The sequence below is a fragment of the Shinella fusca genome (assembly GCF_014203155.1).
GTDB classification, from domain to species: Bacteria; Pseudomonadota; Alphaproteobacteria; order Rhizobiales; family Rhizobiaceae; genus Shinella; species Shinella fusca.
Genome location: NZ_JACHIK010000020.1, coordinates 46072 through 64796 on the forward strand (window position 1 = coordinate 46072; position 18725 = coordinate 64796).

The 18725-nt window shown below is 65.7% G+C and carries 22 protein-coding genes; 12 read left to right on the plus strand and 10 right to left on the minus strand.

What is annotated here, in order from left to right; genetic code table 11:
• Positions 1-6 precede the first annotated feature (6 nt).
• The 3 genes from fabI to HNQ66_RS20635 form a co-directional block, all read right to left on the minus strand.
• Positions 7-825: an enoyl-ACP reductase FabI gene (gene fabI, locus HNQ66_RS20625; RefSeq protein ID WP_184146279.1), complete on the minus strand. Its 819-nt coding sequence runs from the start codon at positions 823-825 to the stop codon at positions 7-9.
• A 184-nt stretch (positions 826-1009) separates the two neighbouring features.
• On the minus strand, positions 1010-2071 hold the full coding sequence (locus HNQ66_RS20630) for a DnaJ C-terminal domain-containing protein (RefSeq protein WP_184146281.1): 1062 nt from the start codon (positions 2069-2071) through the stop codon (positions 1010-1012).
• 82 nt (positions 2072-2153) lie between these two features.
• Complete coding sequence (locus HNQ66_RS20635; RefSeq protein ID WP_246434367.1) at positions 2154-2534, minus strand: RT0821/Lpp0805 family surface protein; 381 nt, start codon at positions 2532-2534, stop codon at positions 2154-2156.
• A gap of 118 nt (positions 2535-2652) precedes the next feature.
• Between HNQ66_RS20635 and pdxH the strand changes: the two genes are divergently transcribed.
• Positions 2653-3273: a pyridoxamine 5'-phosphate oxidase gene (pdxH, locus tag HNQ66_RS20640; protein ID WP_184146283.1), complete on the plus strand. Its 621-nt coding sequence runs from the start codon at positions 2653-2655 to the stop codon at positions 3271-3273.
• Between the two features lie 4 nt (positions 3274-3277).
• Here the strand turns inward: pdxH and HNQ66_RS20645 are convergent, their stop codons facing one another.
• The 5 genes from HNQ66_RS20645 to HNQ66_RS20665 form a co-directional block, all read right to left on the minus strand.
• On the minus strand, positions 3278-3550 hold the full coding sequence (locus HNQ66_RS20645) for a type II toxin-antitoxin system RelE family toxin (RefSeq protein WP_184146285.1): 273 nt from the start codon (positions 3548-3550) through the stop codon (positions 3278-3280).
• Positions 3534-3758 carry a type II toxin-antitoxin system RelB family antitoxin gene (gene relB / locus HNQ66_RS20650; protein ID WP_184146288.1) on the minus strand — a complete coding sequence of 75 codons (225 nt, stop codon included), beginning with the start codon at positions 3756-3758 and terminating at the stop codon, positions 3534-3536. Before relB ends, HNQ66_RS20645 begins: the two co-directional genes overlap by 17 nt.
• Positions 3759-3807: 49 nt before the next feature.
• Positions 3808-4863, minus strand: a complete 1056-nt coding sequence (locus HNQ66_RS20655; protein WP_184146290.1) for a polysaccharide deacetylase family protein — start codon at positions 4861-4863, stop codon at positions 3808-3810.
• A gap of 247 nt (positions 4864-5110) precedes the next feature.
• The gene (gene tldD / locus HNQ66_RS20660; RefSeq protein ID WP_184146292.1) at positions 5111-6526 is read right to left on the minus strand and encodes a metalloprotease TldD; all 1416 of its coding nucleotides are present in this window, start codon (positions 6524-6526) and stop codon (positions 5111-5113) included.
• Positions 6527-6598: 72 nt separating this feature from the next.
• Complete coding sequence (locus HNQ66_RS20665) at positions 6599-7129, minus strand: invasion associated locus B family protein (RefSeq protein WP_184146294.1); 531 nt, start codon at positions 7127-7129, stop codon at positions 6599-6601.
• 375 nt (positions 7130-7504) lie between these two features.
• Between HNQ66_RS20665 and coxB the strand changes: the two genes are divergently transcribed.
• The 11 genes from coxB (at position 7505) to rnhA (ending at position 17079) form a co-directional block, all read left to right on the plus strand.
• Entirely contained in the window at positions 7505-8389 is an 885-nt protein-coding gene (gene coxB / locus HNQ66_RS20670) for a cytochrome c oxidase subunit II (protein WP_184146296.1), read from the plus strand.
• A gap of 20 nt (positions 8390-8409) precedes the next feature.
• The gene (ctaD, locus tag HNQ66_RS20675) at positions 8410-10077 is read left to right on the plus strand and encodes a cytochrome c oxidase subunit I (RefSeq protein WP_184146298.1); all 1668 of its coding nucleotides are present in this window, start codon (positions 8410-8412) and stop codon (positions 10075-10077) included.
• A 215-nt stretch (positions 10078-10292) separates the two neighbouring features.
• Positions 10293-11273 (plus strand): heme o synthase, encoded by a 981-nt coding sequence (locus tag HNQ66_RS20680; RefSeq protein WP_380780746.1) that lies wholly within the window; start codon positions 10293-10295, stop codon positions 11271-11273.
• On the plus strand, positions 11273-11413 hold the full coding sequence (locus HNQ66_RS20685; protein WP_184146300.1) for a hypothetical protein: 141 nt from the start codon (positions 11273-11275) through the stop codon (positions 11411-11413). The genes HNQ66_RS20680 and HNQ66_RS20685 overlap by 1 nt, the downstream gene beginning before the upstream one ends.
• Position 11414: 1 nt before the next feature.
• Positions 11415-12020, plus strand: coding sequence for a cytochrome c oxidase assembly protein (locus tag HNQ66_RS20690; protein ID WP_184146302.1), 606 nt, complete (start codon positions 11415-11417; stop codon positions 12018-12020).
• A 58-nt stretch (positions 12021-12078) separates the two neighbouring features.
• Positions 12079-12957: a cytochrome c oxidase subunit 3 gene (locus HNQ66_RS20695; RefSeq protein WP_184146303.1), complete on the plus strand. Its 879-nt coding sequence runs from the start codon at positions 12079-12081 to the stop codon at positions 12955-12957.
• 278 nt (positions 12958-13235) lie between these two features.
• Positions 13236-13619, plus strand: a complete 384-nt coding sequence (locus HNQ66_RS20700) for a DUF983 domain-containing protein (RefSeq protein ID WP_184146305.1) — start codon at positions 13236-13238, stop codon at positions 13617-13619.
• Positions 13588-14370 (plus strand): SURF1 family protein, encoded by a 783-nt coding sequence (locus HNQ66_RS20705; protein ID WP_184146307.1) that lies wholly within the window; start codon positions 13588-13590, stop codon positions 14368-14370. The genes HNQ66_RS20700 and HNQ66_RS20705 overlap by 32 nt, the downstream gene beginning before the upstream one ends.
• A 93-nt stretch (positions 14371-14463) precedes the next feature.
• Positions 14464-15465, plus strand: coding sequence for a 4-hydroxy-3-methylbut-2-enyl diphosphate reductase (gene ispH / locus HNQ66_RS20710; protein WP_380780753.1), 1002 nt, complete (start codon positions 14464-14466; stop codon positions 15463-15465).
• Positions 15466-15676: 211 nt separating this feature from the next.
• Positions 15677-16642, plus strand: a complete 966-nt coding sequence (locus HNQ66_RS20715; RefSeq protein ID WP_184146311.1) for a homoserine kinase — start codon at positions 15677-15679, stop codon at positions 16640-16642.
• The gene (rnhA, locus tag HNQ66_RS20720) at positions 16639-17079 is read left to right on the plus strand and encodes a ribonuclease HI (RefSeq protein WP_184146313.1); all 441 of its coding nucleotides are present in this window, start codon (positions 16639-16641) and stop codon (positions 17077-17079) included. Before HNQ66_RS20715 ends, rnhA begins: the two co-directional genes overlap by 4 nt.
• Positions 17080-17226: 147 nt before the next feature.
• On the opposite strand, the gene HNQ66_RS20725 is transcribed toward rnhA, so the two are convergent.
• Positions 17227-17712 (minus strand): redoxin family protein, encoded by a 486-nt coding sequence (locus HNQ66_RS20725; RefSeq protein ID WP_184146315.1) that lies wholly within the window; start codon positions 17710-17712, stop codon positions 17227-17229.
• Between the two features lie 97 nt (positions 17713-17809).
• On the minus strand, positions 17810-18601 hold the full coding sequence (locus HNQ66_RS20730; RefSeq protein ID WP_184146317.1) for a protein-disulfide reductase DsbD domain-containing protein: 792 nt from the start codon (positions 18599-18601) through the stop codon (positions 17810-17812).
• Positions 18602-18725: the final 124 nt, after the last annotated feature.

An 18725-nucleotide genomic window follows, 5' to 3' on the forward strand; every position in this document is an offset into this window, starting at 1 on the left:
GGAGTCTTAGTCCTTGATGACGGAGATGTCCGGCGCGTCGACGGCCTTCATGCCGATGACGTGGTAGCCGCTGTCGGCATGGTGCGTCTCGCCGGTGACCGAGCGCGACAGGTCCGACAGGAGGTAGAGGCCGACATCGCCCACTTCCTCGATGGTGACGGTGCGGCGCAGCGGCGCGTTGTACTCGTTCCACTTGAGGATATAGCGGAAATCGCCGATGCCGGAGGCGGCCAGCGTCTTGATCGGGCCGGCCGAGATGGCGTTGACGCGGATGTTCTTCGGGCCGAGGTCGACGGCGAGGTACTTCACGCTCGCCTCCAGCGCCGCCTTGGCGACGCCCATGACGTTGTAGTTCGGCATGACCTTCTCAGCGCCGTAATAGGTCAGCGTCAGCATCGCGCCGCCGTCCGTCATCAGCTTTTCCGCGCGCCGCGCGACGGAGGTGAAGGAATAGACCGAGATCTGCATGGTCTTGGCGAAGTTGCCCGGCGTCGTGTCGACGTAGCGGCCGGTCAGCTCGTCCTTGTCGGAAAAGCCGATGGCGTGCACGATGAAGTCGATCTTGCCCCACATCTTCTCGACATTGTCGAAGACCGCGTCGATGGAGGCTTCGTCGGAAACGTCGCAGTCGCCGGCCAGCACCGCGCCGATCTCGGCGGCCAGCGGCTCGACGCGCTTCTTCAGCGCATCGCCCTGATAGGTGAAGGCGATCTCGCCGCCCTGCGCGTGGATGGCCTTGGCGATGCCCCAGGCGATGGAGCGGTTGTTGGCGACGCCCATGATGACGCCGCGCTTGCCCTTCATCAGACCAGATGCCTGAACCATGGTTTGTCCCCTGATATCTAGGGCAATCCCGGCAGGCGCGAAGCGCCTTGCCCTTGGAATTGCGTGGAATAAGTCGGAATTGCCTATGGCATAGGCGGCAATGCGGTTCAAGCGCGCACAGGTTCAGGAACTGTTAGCACCCGTAACAATGGGTGCATCTTTCACGCAAGCGTCATAAACCGATTTAAAGGTAGAGCCCCTCGCGCAGCGAGCGCATCAGGTCGATCATCTTGTCGTCGGGCTTTTCCCAGAGCAGGAGGCGGACCTGCGCGACGAGGTCGCCGCGCTCGCCGGTGTCCCGCAACAGCCCTTCGCCCTCGATGCGGATTTCCCGGTCGGAGCCGGACCAGGCCGGCACCGTCACGGAAAGCGGGCCGGAGGGCCCTTCCACCGTCATCTCGCAGCCGAGCACGGCATTTTCGATCGTCACCGGAAGGTCGATCTTGAGGTCGAAGCCGTCGATGCGGAAGCGGCCGGGCGCGACGCGCACGGTCACGACCACGTCGCCGCGGCGGAGATTCTCGATGCGGTGCCCGGCCTCCTTGAGGCGGATCACCTGGCCCTCGGTGGTGCCGGCGCCGATCGGCACGCGGATCGTCTGGCCCTCGGGCGTCTCGATGGTCGGGCGGGTGCGGGCGAGGATATCCTCCACGCTCACCGTCACCTCGGCCATGAGGTCGGGCGCCTTGTCCGCCTTGGCGCGGCTGCCGCGGATGCGGCGGAGGATCGCCGAGACGAGCGTTGCGGCCGACGGCGCGCCTCGGCTCGCCGGCATTTCCTCGCCGGTCGCGGCGTCGTCCGCCGGCCTGCGGGCTTCCTGCGCGGGGGCGGCGCCTGCCTGCGGCTGGGCCTGTGTTTGTGCCTGTGCCTGGGGACGGGCCTGCGCCTTGCCTTCGGCCTGCGCGGTGCGGGCGTCGACGCCGAAGATGCGGGCGATCATGTCCTCCGCGTCCTCGCCGGAAAGGGGCGGGGCCTCGGCCTTTGCCTTGCGCTCGGCCTCGCGGCGGCGCATCTGCTCCATGCGGCGGAACTCGGCCTCGCGCTGCTGGCGGTCGTAGCGGCTGCGTTTGTCCGGGTCGCGCAGGAGGTCGTAGGCGCGGCCGGCTTCGGTGAACCGGACGGTGGCGAGCGGGTCGTCGTGATTCTGATCCGGGTGCACGGCCTTTGCCAGCGAGCGCCAGGCCGCCTTGATTTCTTCCTGTCCCGCGCTGCGCTTCACGCCGAGGACCGAATAGGGATCACGCATAATTTCCACCCGTCTCCGTTGTACCGTTCAAAATAGCGATGAACGTCCTAATCGCCTGTTACGGATCAGGGTTGAGAAAGCGTTACCCCTGCTTGTCGAAGGCGAGCAGCAGCCATTCGCCGGTGTTGCCGAGGCAGGTCCGGCCGGTGAAATTGGCGATGCCCTGGTAGGAGTGCTTCGTCGTCACGAAATCGCGGCAGGGGCGGCCGTCCCGGTCCCGGTTCTCCGCGATCCGGCTGATGACGCCGGCGCTGCCCGAGGCGGAATTGGCCCATGGAATGGGGTTGCCGCCGGTACGCAGGAGGTCGGCCGAAGAGACGGCGTTGCGCACGGTGATCTCGTCGGTCAGCCGCTCGGCATTGCCGTTCTGCACCGTTCCCGTGTGCACGGTCTTGTCGACGCCGCTGTCGGAAAAAAGGTCGAGACCGCTCATGCAGCCGGAGAGGATGAAGCCGCCCATCATGACGGCTAGGATCCCGTGGCTGCGCGTCCAGTATCGCTTTGTGTCCGGTCGCGTTTTTGCTATGTCTTTCACTCCAGACTGCCTCATACAGCTAGATAGATCGGCATTTGAGTAGAATATGAGCGAAAATGCGTTAACAAGCGGTGACTTTACCGAGGAAAACCAACCCTATGACCTGTTCGCGGCGTGGCTGGCGGATGCCGGCGGGAGCGAACCGAACGATCCGAACGCCGTGGCGCTCGCGACCGTCGACGAGGACGGCCTGCCGAACGTGCGCATGGTGCTGCTGAAGGGCTTCGACGAGCGGGGCTTCGTCTTCTACACGAATTTCGAGAGCCGCAAGGGCACGGAGATCCTCGCCGCCCGCAAGGCCGCCATGTGCTTCCACTGGAAATCGCTGCGCCGCCAGGTGCGCATCCGCGGCGAGGTCGAGATCGTCAGCGACGCGGAGGCCGACGAATATTACGCCTCGCGCCCGCGCGGCAGCCGCATCGGCGCGTGGGCCTCCAAGCAGTCCCGCCCGCTCGAAAGCCGTTTCGCGCTGGAAAAGGCGGTCGCCGAGTACACCGCGCGCTACGCCGTGGGAAACATTCCCCGCCCGGCCCACTGGTCCGGCTTCCGCATCAGGCCCGTCTCCATCGAGTTCTGGCACGACCGCCCCTTCCGCCTGCACGACCGCGTCGAATTCCGCCGCACCGCGGACGGCAAGGGCTGGGAGAAGGTGCGGATGTATCCGTGAGCGGCTAGCGGCGGTAGACGGATTTCCGGTCGCCGATGCGAACGATGAAGATCGTGACGACGGAATCCTCTATCCGCGCGATGACGCGATAGTCGCCGACCCGGTATTTCCAGAATTCCCCGAGTTCGGACCCTTTCAAGGCCTGGCCGACGGCACGGGGATTGTCGAGTTGCGCGATGCGGTCGTGGAGAAAGCGCAGGATGCGCTGCGCGGCGACAGGGCCGATCTCGGCAAGTTCCTTCTCCGCGCCCGGATGGAACTCAATTTTCCAGGCCATGGGCCTTCATCAGTTCGCCAATCGCGATGGCCTTGCTCGATCCGTCCCGCAATTCGCGCAGGCGCTCTTCGGCAAGCTGCAGGTCTTCGAGGTCGTCGAGATGTTCAATGATGGCGTCGCGGACATGGTCGCTCTTGCTGCGCCCGGTTTTCCGGGCGAGCTCGTCGAGGCGTTTTTCGATATCGGCGGGCAGGTGAAGGTCAAGCATCGTTCGGTCTCCACGGCTTATATAGCACGTCGGGAAGCGCCGCCAAAGCCTAGCGGCGCATCAGCCGGAAGGGGATGCCGGAGGCCAGTGCGCCGACATATTTCGGTTTCTGGTAGAGGCCGTTCAGCGAGATGCGGGGAAGCGCCATGGGCGCATCGAAGGAGCGCGGCGAGAGCGTGCCGGGCTCCGTCGTCACGGCGGCGCGGAAGCCGAGGTCTTTGGCAAGCCGGTGCTCGCGCGCCGAGACGGCGGGGGCATCGCCATAGGGATAGGCGAAGGTTTCCGGGCGCCGGCCGGTGATCGCGGCGATGCGCTCGGCCGATTCGGCCATTTCGCGGCGCGCCTCGCCGTCGTCCAGCCGCGCCAGCGCGCGGTGGCTCACGGTGTGGGCGCCGATTGCGGCGAGCGGATTGAGGACGAGGCTCTTCAGTTCCGGCTCGCGCATGACGAGCTTCTCGGTGATCATCCGCGGATCGATGCCGTGCGCGCGGGCGGCCGTATCGAGCCGTTCGATCGCGGCGGCCTCGTCCATCTCGGCCTGGATGAAGCGGGCGAAGCGGGAAAAGGCCGCCTGTTTCTGGAAGGGCGTGGCGAGCGGCAGGGTCACGGGGCCGGAGCCGAAATCGAATTCGAGATGCGGGACGGCGCGCAAAAGTTCGGCCAGCGTCTCCCACCAGATGCCGTGCGTGCGCGCGGCAAAGCCCGGCGCGACGAACACGGTGAAGGGAACCCGGTGCTGCGTGAAGACCGGCTGGGCGTGGACGGCATTGTTGCGATAGCCGTCGTCGAGCGTGAAGGCCGCAAAGCGCTCGCCAGCCCGCGCGATGGCAAGGCGCGCCGGCATGTCGGAAAGCGCCACGAACTGGTAGCCCTCGTCCGCAAGGTGCCGGATCGCCGCATCGAGGAAGTCCGGCGTGATCTCCAGATGCGCATTGGGGTCGAAGGCCTGTGGCGTCTTCGGCCGGACATGATGCAGCGTGAAGATCGCACCCATGCCGCGCGCGCCGGCCATGAGCCCGGCCCGTCCGGCCAGATGGGCGACCTCCAGCCCGCCAGTGATCACGGCGCGCTTCAGCCCCTGTCTCATGACGCTGCGGATCGGCATGTGGCGTTGTTATCCTTCGTCTTTCAGGCGGCCGTTATCGCACCCGGGCGGTATCCGAGGGGTTAACGGGCGTGGCTGCTGGGGAAAAGGCCCTCTCTGCCTGCCGGCATCTCCCCCACAAGGGGGGAGAACGCTAGAGGCTTGCTCTTCCCTTCAATTTTCATGCGAAGGGTGCCACACGTTAAGTCCCTCCCCCTTGTGGGGAGGGGTTGGGGAGGGGCCTTCGTGCCATACGGGAAGCGCTGCCTTAAGCCTTCGTCCCGCCCACCGTGATCTGGTCCATCCGAAGATGCGGCTGGCCCACCCCGACGGGGACCCACTGGCCGGCCTTGCCGCAATTGCCGATGCCGGTGTCGAGCCTGGTGTCGTTGCCGATCATCGAGACGCGGCGCATGGCGTCCGGGCCGTTGCCGATCAGCATGGCGCCCTTGACGGGGGCCGTCACCTTGCCGTTCTCGATGAGATAGGCTTCCGTGCAGCCGAAGACGAATTTGCCGGAGGTGATGTCCACCTGCCCGCCGCCGAAGGAGACGGCGTAGAGGCCGTTCTTCACCGAGGCGATGATCTCCTCCGGCGTCCGGTCGCCGGAGAGCATGTAGGTGTTGGTCATGCGCGGCATGGGGCGGTGGGCATAGCCTTGCCGCCGGCCGTTGCCGGTCGCGCGCATGCCCATCAGGCGGGCGTTCTGCCTATCCTGCATGTAGCCGACGAGCTTGCCGTCCTCGATCAGCACGTTATAGGCCGAAGGCGTGCCCTCGTCGTCGACAGTGATCGAGCCGCGGCGGTTGTCGATGGTGCCGTCGTCCACGACGGTGACGCCCTTTGCCGCCACCTGCTCGCCCATCAGCCCGGCGAAGGCGGAGGTCTTCTTGCGGTTGAAGTCGCCTTCGAGGCCGTGGCCGACCGCTTCGTGCAGCATGACGCCCGGCCAGCCGTTGGAAAGCACCACGTCCATCGTGCCCGCCGGGGCCTCGACGGCTTCCAGGTTGACGAGCGCCTGGCGCAGCGCCTCGTCGGCGCCCGAGCGCCAGCTTTCCTCCGTGAGGAAGACGTCGAAGGTGGTGCGCCCGCCGATGCCGTAGCTGCCCGTCTCCTGCCGGTCACCCTCGCCGACGACGACGGAGATGTTGATGCGGGTCATCGGGCGCACGTCGGTGACGCGGTGGCCGTCGGCGCGCAGGATGTTGACGACCTGCCAGCTTGCGGCAATCGAGGCCGTCACCTGCCGCACCTTCGGGTCCTTGCCGCGCAGATAGGCGTCGATCCCGGTCAAGAGCGCCACCTTCTCCTCGAAGGTCGGAGACCCGATCGGGTTGTCCTCGGTATAGAGCCGGCGGTTGGTGCCCTGCGGGGCGGCCGAATAGTCGCCGGAATAGCCGCGCGTGACGGCGCCGGCCGCATCGGCCGCGCGCTTCAAGGCCGAAAGCGTCATCTCGCCGGAATGGGCGTAGCCGACGGCCTCGCCCGCCACGGCCCGCAGGCCAAAGCCCTGGTCGGTGTTGAAGCTGCCGCCCTTGAGGCGGCCGTTGTCGAAGGAGAGCGATTCGGCCTGCGCATGTTCGAGGAAGAGCTCGCCGTCGTCGGCGTCCTTCAGCGTTTCCCGCAGCACCGCCTGTACGGTCGCCTCGTCGGCGTCGAAGAGGGAGAGAAGGTCGGTGTTCATGGCGGGCTCCGCAAGCGTCATAATCTGGGGCTCATGTAAGTCCCCCGGCGGCGGGCGGCAAGCCCGCCGTGCTTACGGCAATGCGTCGTAGCCTTCGCCGAAGCCCTTGAGGTCGACGGGAATGCCGATGCCTTCCTCCGGCGACTGGAAGACGATGAAGGTCGCTGTCGCGCCCGAGCGGAAGGTCTTCAGCAGCTCGTCCTCCAGCACGACCTCGGCATAGCAGCCGTCGGCAAAGCAGCGCACGAAATAGGCGCGGCCGATATCCTTGCCGTCGACATTGAGGCCGAGGCCGTTCGGCAGGAGAACGCCGAGCGGGGCGAGCACGCGCAGGATCTTCGCCTTGCGGTCCGCGGTCTTCAGGACGACGACGGAAAGGCCGAGCTCCGGCCTGTCCTCGGCCAGCACGTTCTGCATCAGCGCGCACTGTTCGCCCGAAGCGCCCGCCGGCTGGTCGCAGACGATCGACCAGGCGCCATGGTTCGATTTCACCGTGCCGGGCTGCTGGGCTGCCGCAAGGGGGGCGAGCGCGGCGGTGCCGAAACCCAGAGCGGCAAGGCCAAGGGCCGCCCGGGACAGCCGGGAAAGGGAGGAAAAACCCATGAAAACCTCGGAATCTCGAATCAGTCGCGGTATCTTTGAATAGGCGGCAGCGAAATGAAAAGCCCCAAGGGCTCCTTTCCGATTGATTGACGGCGGAAATTGGACAAGCCGGCGCTCTTTATAAATAGAGGCGCTTTGGAAGCGCCCGCCGGGCGGCGCGAAGGGGAGGGCGCACGGCCAAACCTTTCGTGCTATAGGAAATTATGAAGAAAGTGTGTGGAGCGGCTGCGCGCTTTTGCCTTTGCGCAAAAATGCCGCATGGGGTGTCCCCCATGGCGGTTGCGGCGAGCATGAAACTGTGGTTTTAAGCTCTCAGTATAGCAGGGATTCTGCGCGTCTGTTTGATCCCGATCAAACGCCTTGGGGAGATACGTTGTGAAAAACAAAGCTTTTGCAGGTCTGGCCGCTCTCGGCTGTCTGCTCTTTGCTTCGACCGCTTTCGCGGACCAGCCGATGCCGTGGCAGACGGGGTTTCAGCCCGCTGCGACCTCGATCATGGAAGAGGTCCGCTGGTTCGAGCAGTACACACTCTGGTTCATCGTCCCGATCACTCTCCTCGTTCTGGGCCTGCTCATCGTCGTCATGGTGAAGTTCCGCGAGGGCGCGCATCCGGTTCCCTCCAAGACCAGCCACAACACGGCCATCGAGGTCGTCTGGACGCTCGGCCCGGTCATCATCCTCCTGTTCCTGGCCGTTCCGTCCTTCCAGCTTCTGACCAAGCAGCTTGCACCCACGGAAGAGCCCGAGCTGACGGTCAAGGCGACCGGCTACCAGTGGTACTGGGGTTATGAATACCAGGTCGGCGACAATCCGGTCTCCTTCGACAGCCTGCTGCTGGCCGATGCGGACCGCGCGGCCGCCGGCAAGGAAGACAAGGCCGTCTATCCGCGCCTTCTGACCGTCGACAACGAACTCGTCATCCCGGTCGGCAAGCACGTCCGCGTGCTCGTTACCGGCGCCGACGTGATCCACGCCTTCGCGATGCCCTCCTTCGGCGTGAAGATCGACGCCGTGCCGGGCCGTCTCAACGAGACCTGGTTCAAGGCGGACCGCGAAGGCCTGTTCTACGGCCAGTGTTCCGAGCTGTGCGGCAAGGACCATGCGTTCATGCCCATCGCTGTCCGGGTCGTCTCGCAGGACAAGTTCGATACCTGGCTCGCCGCCGCCGCAACGAATGTCGGCGAAGCGAACAAGGCCCTGATCGCGTCCATCGATGGTGCGGACAAGTCCGTCGCCGTCGCTGCAAACGCCGCGCAGTAATACCTAGGGAGATTGAGACCATGGCCGGAACATCCGTTGCCCACGGCGATCACCATGATCACCATGAACACAAGCCGCTTAGCTTCTTCCAGCGTTGGTTCCTGTCGACCAACCACAAGGACATCGGCACCCTCTATCTGATCTTCGCGATCATCGCCGGCCTCATCGGCGGCTCGCTCTCCGTCGTCATGCGCATGGAGCTGCACGAGCCGGGCATCCAGATCTTCCACGGTCTCGCCCAGATGGTCTACGGCTACCAGGGCGATGCCGCCATCGACGGCGGCAAGCAGATGTTCAACGTCTTCACGACGGCGCACGCCCTCATCATGATCTTCTTCATGGTGATGCCCGCGCTGATCGGCGGCTTCGCCAACTGGATGGTGCCGATCATGATCGGCGCGCCGGACATGGCGTTCCCGCGCATGAACAACATCTCCTTCTGGCTGCTCGTGCCGGCCTTCGCGCTGGTGCTGCTCTCGATGTTCGTCGAGGGCCCCGCAGGCGCCTACGGCTCCGGCGGCGGCTGGACGATCTATCCGCCCTTCTCGACCTCGGGCCAGCCGGGCCCGGCCATGGACCTCGTGATCCTCGGCCTGCACATCGCCGGCGCCTCGTCGATCCTCGGCGCGATCAACTTCATCACCACGATCCTCAACATGCGCGCCCCGGGCATGACGCTGCACAAGATGCCGCTCTTCGCCTGGTCGGTTCTCGTCACCGCGTTCCTGCTGCTGCTCTCGCTGCCGGTTCTGGCAGGCGGCATCACCATGCTGCTGACCGACCGCAACTTCGGCACGGCCTTCTTCGCGCCGGAAAACGGCGGTGATCCGATCCTCTTCCAGCACCTGTTCTGGTTCTTCGCCCACCCGGAAGTCTACATCCTCATCCTTCCCGGCTTCGGCATCATCAGCCACATCGTGTCCACCTTCTCGCGCAAGCCGATCTTCGGCTACCTCGGCATGGCCTATGCCATGGTCGCCATCGGCGTCGTCGGCTTCATCGTGTGGGCGCACCACATGTACACGGTCGGCATGTCGCTCGACTCGCAGCGCTACTTCGTCTTCGCCACGATGGTCATCGCGGTTCCGACGGGCGTGAAGATCTTCTCGTGGATCGCAACGATGTGGGGCGGCTCGATCCGCTTCACGACGCCGATGCTCTGGGCGATCGGCTTCATCCTGCTCTTCACCATCGGCGGCGTCACGGGCGTCCAGCTCGCCAATGCCGGCCTCGACCGCGCCATGCACGACACCTACTACGTCGTGGCCCACTTCCACTACGTCCTGTCGCTCGGCGCCGTCTTCGCCATCTTCGCCGCCTGGTACTACTGGTTCCCGAAGATGACCGGCTACATGTACTCCGAGTTCATCGGCAAGCTGCACTTCTGGATCATGTTCATCGGCGTGAACCTGATCTTCTTCCCGCAGCACTTCCTCGGCCTTGCCGGCATGCCGCGCCGCTACATCGACTATCCGGATGCCTTCGCCGGCTGGAACGCGGTTTCCTCCTACGGCTCCTACATCTCGGCCGTCGCGGTGCTGATCTTCCTCTTCGGTGTCGCCGAAGCCTTCGCCAAGAAGCGCGTCGCCGGCGACAACCCGTGGGGCGAGGGTGCGAACACCCTGGAATGGCAGCTCTCCTCGCCGCCGCCGTTCCACCAGTGGGAACAGCTCCCGAAGATCAAGTAAGGTCTTCGAAAGATCGGGGCCGCCGGCAACGGCGGCTTCCGAACATACGGAATACCGGCGGAGGCCGGGGCAAGGGCGCCAGCTATAACCGGCAGCCCGCACCCCATCCTCCGTCATCCTCGGGCTTGACCCGAGGATCCACACCCGCGGCACGCCGGAGGATGTGGCATGGATCCTCGGGTCAAGCCCGAGGATGACGAAGGAGAGGGAAGGGCATGAGGCCCCTCGCTCCCGGACAGAAGAACGGAAAGAACATGGCGGTCATCGAGCATCACGAAACGGTTCCGGGCGGAGAGGTCTACCTTTCCGAAGCGTCCCCGCGTGATTTCTTCGAGCTTCTGAAGCCGCGCGTCATGTCGCTCGTCGTCTTCACGGCCTTTGCCGGCCTCGTCGTCGCGCCGGGCACCATCAATCCGTTCATCGGCGCCATCGCCATCCTCTGTATCGCCGTGGGCGCCGGCGCGTCCGGTGCCCTCAACATGTGGTACGACGCCGATATCGACGCGGTCATGTCGCGCACGGCCAAGCGGCCGATCCCGTCGGGCCGCGTGCGCCCGGAAGAGGCGCTCGCCTTCGGCCTGACGCTCTCGGCCTTCTCGGTCGTCATCCTCGGCCTTGCGGTCAACTGGCTTTCGGCCGCGCTGCTCGCCTTCACCATCTTCTTCTACGCCGTCGTCTACACGATGTGGCTGAAGCGCTCGACGCCGCAGAATATCGTCATCGGCGGCGCGGCCGGCGCCTTCCCGCCGATGATCGGCTGGGCCTGCGTGACCGGCGGCGTCTCCATCGAGAGCGTCGTCCTCTTCCTCATCACCTTCCTGTGGACCCCGGCGCATTTCTGGGCGCTCGCGCTCTTCAAGATGCGCGACTACGACGCCGTCGGCGTGCCGATGCTGCCGAACGTCGCCGGCGAGGCCACCACCAAGGTGCAGATCCTCGTCTATGCCGTGCTGACCGCGGTGATCGCCGTCGTGCCGGCCGTCCTCGGCTTTGCCAGCTTCGGCTACGGTCTCTTTGCCGCAGCCCTCGGCGCGGGCTTCGTGTGGTACTCTGTCGGCGTGTTGCGCATGCCGGAGGGCGACCGCGCGATGGTGCCGGCCAAGAAGCTCTTCGCCTTCTCCATCGTCTACCTGTTCGCGGTCTTCTCCGGGCTCATGCTCGATCACCTGATCGCATCGCTTGGATGGGGGCTGTGATGGAAACCGTGAACCTTACCGAAAACCAGAAGAAGGCGCGCCGCAACCGCAACATCGCGCTCGGCGCCGTGCTCCTCGGCCTCGTCGTCCTCTTCTACATCATCACGCTGGTCAAGCTCGCCGGCGGAATGGCAGGCTGACATGAGCAAGATGCAGAAGACCGGAAAGGGCGGCCTCGGCAATGGCACCATCGTCGCCATCTGTTGCGCCTTCGTCATCGGCATGGTCGGCATGGCCTATGCCGCCGTGCCGCTCTACCGCATGTTCTGCCAGGTGACGGGCTACGGCGGCACGACGCAGCGCGTCGAGCAGGCTTCCGACGTCATCCTGGACAAGACGATCAAGGTGCGCTTCGACGCCAATGTCGGCCCGGGCCTGCCCTGGACCTTCGCGCCCGTGCAGCGCGAGGTGGAGATGCGCATCGGCGAGACGACGCAGATCTTCTACAAGGCGCGCAACAATTCGTCGGTCGCCACCACGGGGCAGGCGGTATTCAACGTCACGCCCGAATCGGCCGGCGCCTACTTCAACAAGATCGAGTGCTTCTGCTTCACCGAAACGACGCTGAAGCCCGGTGAGGAACTGGAAATGCCCGTCGTCTTCTTCGTCGATCCCGAGATCGTCGATGCCGTGGAGACGAAGGATATCCATACGATCACGCTGTCCTATACCTTCTATCCGCATGAGGCGTCGAAGCCAGTGGCTTCGACTGCGGATGGCAAGGCGGACGACGCGAAGAAACTTTGAAAGACATGCGTTTCCGGCTATGCCGGAACGGAACGCGATACATTCGGGGATAAGTCACATGGCCGATGCGCATCAGAAGAAACACGACTACCACATCATCGACCCTAGCCCGTGGCCGCTGCTCGCCTCCATCGGCGCCTTCATCATGGCCTTCGGCGGCGTCGCCTACATGCGCTACCTTTCGGGCGGCTCGTTCCACCTGTTCGGTGCGGACCTTGCCACGCCGTGGGTTTTCTTCATCGGCCTGCTCATCGTCCTCTACACGATGTTCGGCTGGTGGTCGGACACGGTGAAGGAAGCCCATGAGGGCCACCACACCCGCGTCGTCTCGCTGCACCTGCGCTACGGCATGATCATGTTCATCGCTTCGGAAGTGATGTTCTTCGTCGCCTGGTTCTGGGCCTTCTTCGATGCCAGCCTCTTCCCGGGCGAGGCCATCCAGGCCGCGCGCACCCAGTTCACCGGCGGCGTCTGGCCGCCGAAGGGCATCGAGGTGCTTGATCCCTGGCACCTGCCGCTCTACAACACGGTCATCCTGCTCCTGTCGGGCACCTGCGTGACCTGGGCGCACCATGCGCTGCTGCACAACGACCGCAAGGGCCTCGTAAACGGCCTCGCGCTCACCGTGCTGCTCGGCATGCTGTTCTCCTTCGTGCAGGCTTACGAGTACGCCCACGCTCCCTTCGCCTTCAAGGACTCGATCTACGGCGCGACCTTCTTCATGGCGACGGGCTTCCACGGCTTCCACGTCCTGGTCGGCACGATCTTCCTGATCGTCTGCCTCGTGCGCGCCGTGCGCGGCGACTTCACGCCCAAGCAGCACTTCGGCTTCGAGGCCGCCGCCTGGTACTGGCACTTCGTCGACGTCGTCTGGCTCTTCCTCTTCTTCGCCATCTACATCTGGGGCGGTTGGGGTGCGCCGGTCGCCCACGGCTGACCCGGCAGAAACGACCTTCCGAACGGCCGCAGCGATGCGGCCGTTCGTTTTTGGGGCTTTCGGTTGGACGGAAGGGCGATATAGGATGTGGCCGTAAGGCCCCTCATCCCCCTGCCGGGACCTTCTCCCCGTGAACGGGGAGAAGGAGGAAAACGGTGAGGCCATCGTTCCTCGCCCCGCTTGCGGGGAGAGGATGCCGGCAGGCAGGTGAGGGCCCCGGCCTGCGCCTCGGATGCAATTGCCTCGGTTTGCTGCCGGGCGGAAATACGGAAACGACCATGGAAGACGACAAGGCACTCTATCCCCCGATCGATCCCTTCAGCGCGGGCCTGCGCGGCTGCTGCCCGCGCTGCGGGCAGGGCAAGCTGTTCGACGGGCTTTTGAAGGTGCGGCCGGCCTGCAGCAATTGCGGGCTCGATTATTCCTTCGCCGATTCGGGCGACGGCCCGGTCGTCTTCGTGCTGTTCATCGTCGGCTTCCTCGTCGTCGGCGCGGCGCTCTGGACGGACATCAACTACAATCCGCCGCTCTGGGTGCACTTCATGCTGTGGATCCCGCCGGTCATCGTCCTCGGCCTGTGGCTCACGCGCCTCGCCAAGGGCCTGCTGATCTCCCTGCAGTACCGCAACAATGCAAGGCCCGGCGAGATCGACCGTGGCTGAGGTGCCGGCAGGGCATGCTCCGGGCAAGGCGAAGGGCAGGGGCCGGACGGTCCTTGCCACGATCGCCTTCTTCGTCGCGCTCGCCATCCTCCTTGCGCTCGGCACCTGGCAGGTCGAGCGTCTGCAGTGGAAGGAGGCGCTGCTGGCCGACATGGCCGCGCGCCGCACCGCCGCGCCCGTGCCGCTCGCCGATATCGAGGCGATGGCGGCAAAGGGCGAGGATATCGAATACCGCCCCGTCACCGCCACCGGCGTCTTCGCCAACAACAGGGAACGCCACTTCTTCGCCACCTGGCACGGCCAGACGGGCTATTACATCTATACGCCGCTCCGCCTTGCCGACGGCCGCTTCCTCTTCGTCAACCGGGGCTTCGTGCCCTACGAGGCGAAGGAGCCGGAAATGCGCAAGCAGGGCCAGCTCACGGGAACGCAGACCGTGACGGGCCTTGCCCGGTCCCGCCTTGCCGGAAAGCCCTCCTACCTCGTGCCGGACAACGACATCGCCAAGAACATCTTCTACTGGAAGGACCTCGACGCGATGGCCGCCAGCACCGGCATCGCCGCCGATGCGCTGGTACCCTTCTTCGTCGATGCGGGCGATGCGCCCAATCCCAAGGGCCTGCCGGTCGGCGCCGTCACGCAGTTCGACCTGCCGAACAACCACCTGCAATATGCCATGACCTGGTACGGCCTTGCCGCAGCGCTTGCCGGCGTCGGCCTCTACGCGCTGTTCCGCCGCAAGGGCGATTGAAAGTACGGGACGGGGCGGTTTTTCCTTGGCGGGCCGGCCTCGGGCGGCCTATATGGGCGCAAGGCGTCTGAGACCACCGGATAAGCGATGAGCATGAGTGAAACCCGACCGGACTTGACCATCAGGCTGTGCGGCCCGCGCGGCTTCTGCGCCGGCGTCGACCGCGCCATCCAGATCGTCGTGCTGGCGCTGAAGGCCTATGGCGCGCCGGTCTACGTCCGCCACGAGATCGTCCACAACCGCTATGTCGTGGAGGGGCTGGAGGCCAAGGGCGCGATCTTCGTCGAGGAGCTCGACGAGATCCCGGAAGAGCACCGCCGGCAGCCCGTCGTCTTCTCCGCCCATGGCGTGCCGAAATCCGTGCCGGCGGACGCCATGGCGCGCAACCTCTTCTATCTCGACGCCACCTGCCCGCTGGTCTCCAAGGTGCACAAGCAGGCGATGCGCCACCAGCGCCTCGGCCGCCATGTCGTGCTGATCGGCCATGCCGGCCATCCGGAGGTCATCGGCACGATGGGCCAGTTGCCGGAAGGCTCCGTCTCGCTGATCGAGACCGTCGAGGATGCCGACAGATACGTGCCGGCCGATCCCGACAATCTCGGCTACGTCACGCAGACGACCCTCTCGGTGGACGACACGGCCGGCGTCATCAAGCGCCTGCACGAGCGTTTCCCGAATCTGACGGCCCCCGCCGCCGATTCCATCTGCTATGCGACGACCAACCGGCAGGAGGCCGTCAAGCAGGCCGCGCCCGGCTGCGACCTCTTCCTCATCGTCGGCGCGCCGAACTCCTCCAACTCCAAGCGCCTCGTCGAGGTGGCGCTGCGCGCGGGAGCGAAACGGTCGGTCCTCGTGCAGCGCGCCTCCGAGATCGACTGGCAGACCATCGGCGACATCCGCACCATCGGCCTTTCGGCCGGCGCCTCCGCGCCCGAGGTCATCGTCAACGAGATCATCGAGGCCTTCCGCACGCGGTACGATGCTGCGGTGGAACTCGCCGATACGGTCGAGGAGAACGAGCACTTCCTCGTCAACCGCGAACTGCGCGCCATCGAACTCACCCCCGCCGACATGGCGTTTGTGAACGGGGAGTGAGGTATTGCCGTCCGCGATAGTCCTGCCGTGGATTGCCCCTCATCCCCCTGCCGGGACCTTCTCCCCGCAGGCGGGGAGAAGGAGGAAAACGGCGCCCCCATCGCTCCTCGCCCCGTTTACGGGGAGAGGATGCCGGCAGGCAGGTGAGGGGCCGAACTCAACGCCGTGCCTTCCGATTGATCTCATCATTCCAAAAGCCTGAGACCCGCCCGTGGCCGTCTATACCGATATCACCGAAGACGATCTCTCCCGCTTCCTCGCCGCCTACGATGCCGGCACGCTGCTCTCCTACAAGGGCATCGCCGAGGGCGTGGAGAATTCCAACTTCCTGCTGCACACCACGAAGGGCGCGCTCATCCTGACGCTCTACGAAAAGCGCGTCGACCCGAACGACCTGCCCTTCTTCCTCGGCCTCATGCACCATCTGGCCGAGCGCGGCCTTTCCTGCCCGCTGCCGCTGCCGCGCAGCGACGGCGCGCTGCTGGGCGAGCTCTCCGGCCGCCCCGCCGCGGTCATCTCGTTCCTCGAAGGCATGTGGCTGAGGAAGCCCGCGGCGAAGCATTGCCGCGAGGTCGGTCGCGCGCTGGCCGAGATGCATCTTGCCGGCGAGGGCTTCGCCATCACGCGGCCCAATGCGCTCTCGGTCGGCGGCTGGCGGCCGCTGTGGGAGAAATCGGCCGCCCGCGCCGACGAGGTGGAACAGGGACTGGAGGACGAGATCGCCGGCGAGCTTGCCGCGCTGGAGACCGGCTGGCCGAAGGCGCTGCCGACCGGTGTCATCCATGCCGATCTCTTCCCGGACAACGTCTTCTTCATCGGCGACGAGCTCTCCGGCCTCATCGATTTCTACTTCGCCTGCAACGACCTTCTCGCCTACGACGTCGCCATCTGCCTCAATGCGTGGTGCTTCGAGAAGGATGGTTCCTTCAACCTCACCAAGGGCATGGCGCTGCTTGCCGGCTACGAGAGCGTGCGCCCGCTCTCGGACGCGGAGGCCGCCGCCCTGCCGCTGCTCTCGCGCGGCGCGGCGCTGCGCTTCTTCCTGACACGGCTCTACGACTGGCTGATGACGCCGCCCGGCGCGCTGGTCGTCAAGAAGGACCCGCTCGAATACCTGCGCAAATCGCGCTTCCACCGGCAGGTGCGGAACCCGGCCGAATACGGGCTTTCGCGATGAAGCATGTCGATATCTTCACGGACGGCGCCTGCTCGGGCAATCCCGGCCCCGGCGGCTGGGGCGCGGTTCTGCGCTACGGCGAGGTCGAGAAGGAAATGTGCGGCGGCGAGGCCGAGACCACCAACAACCGGATGGAGCTGACGGCTGCCGCCTCGGCGCTTGCCGCCCTCAAGACGCCCTGCGAGGTCGATCTCTACACGGATTCGAAATACGTCATGGACGGCATTTCGAAGTGGATCTTCGGCTGGAAGAAGAACGGCTGGAAGACCGCCGACAAGAAGCCCGTGAAGAACGGCGACCTCTGGCAACTGCTCGACGAGGCGCGCCTGCGCCACAAGGTCGAATGGCACTGGGTCAAGGGCCACGCCGGCCACCCGGAGAACGAGCGGGCGGATGAGCTGGCTCGGAAAGGCATGGCGCCGTTCAAGAAGGGGTAGAGCGATCGCCCCTCATCCCCCTGCCGGGACCTTCTCCCCGCAAGCGGGGAGAAGGAGGAAAGCGGTGAGCCCATCGTTCCTCGCCCCGTTTACGGGGAGAGGATGCCGGCAGGCAGGTGAGGGGCGGGCCTCACCGGAATCGTCAGCTCAAAGCTGCTCGATCATCGCCGCCGCGCCGGAGACGGAGGCCTGGCCGGGGCTTTCCTCGATGTTGAGCGATTTCACCACGCCGTCCTCGACGAGCATCGAATAGCGCTTGGAGCGGACGCCGAGCGTGCCGGCGGAAAGGTCGATATCCATCCCGAGCGCCCCGGTGAAGGCGGCGTCCCAGTCGGCGATGAAGCGCAGCTTGCCGGCCCCGCCGGTGGATGTGGCCCAGGCGCCCATGACGTGATGGTCGTTGACCGCCACGACGACGATGTCGTCCACGCCCTTGGCGAGGATCGCGTCGCGATTCTCCAGATAGCCCGGCAGGTGGTTCAGCGAGCAGGTGGGCGTGAAGGCGCCCGGCACGGCGAAGAGCACGACGCGCTTGCCGGAAAAGAGGTCGCTGGTCGAGATGTCGGCCGGGCCGTCCGGCGTGCGCTCCTTCAGCTTGAGATCGGGCAGCTTTTCTCCAACGGCAATGGTCACGGTGTGTCTCCTCGTCTGTCCTGGGAAATGGTTCGGCCGCACTATAGCAAAGGCGGCGGGGCTGCGAAGCGCTTTCGCGCCGAAAACGGAAGGGCCCTCAATCGAGCGGAAGCGGGGCTTCCATCGTCCGCGTCCCGGCCCGCACCGTCAGGCGGATCGCCGCCTTTGCCGCATCGAACGCCTTCGGCATATGCAGCACCGGCACATCGGCGACGAAGGCGTCGCCCTCCCGCCGCGCAGGCGCCGAAGCGCCGAATTCGAGCGCGGAATCGCCCGAGACGAAGACCTCCGGCACGGGGCCGTCCGCCGGCGCCTCGAAGCGCACGGCGATGCTCTTGCCGTCCGCCGCAAAATGCCCCGAAAGCGGCCGGAAGCCCTCCGTCGCGGCCTGCGGCAGCTTCGCCTCGGCATCCGCAAGGGCGGCCTGTTCCAGCGGGCTGGCGAAGGCTTCGCCGCTCGCGTCCGCCGTCAGCTCGGCCTGCACGGGAATACAGATGTCCTTGCACATGCCGAGGAAGATCGCCGCGGTGACCGGCCCGCCTTTCGCCTTTTCCAGCGTCAGGGGAAACTGCACGGGCGCATTGTAGCCGATATAGTGGCCGTCATCGCCGCCGAGCCGCTGCGGCGCGGGAAAGCCGATGGTATCGAGTGTGGCGCCCGAGACGGCGATGGACGGCGGAATGCCGCTGCCGCCCGGATCGCGCCAATAGGTCTTCCAGCCTTCGTTGAGGCGGATATCGAGAAGGGCGCTCGCCGTTCCGCCGGCATCGGCGGGAAGCGCGATGAGCCGCACGCTGCCGCCCGGCGTCTCGACCCAGCCGGAGGTCGCGGCCGGTGCGGCGGAGGGAAGAAGGAGCAGGGCGAGCGCTGCGGCTTTGACATGTTTCATGCTGCGACATCTACCGCCGCCCGCCGGGCCTTTCCAGCGGCAAAACCGGGCCGGCCGATCATAAATGCTTGATCTTCGGCGCGCGGACCTTAGCTTTTCTGCAAGGCTTGGGCGTCGTCCGGGC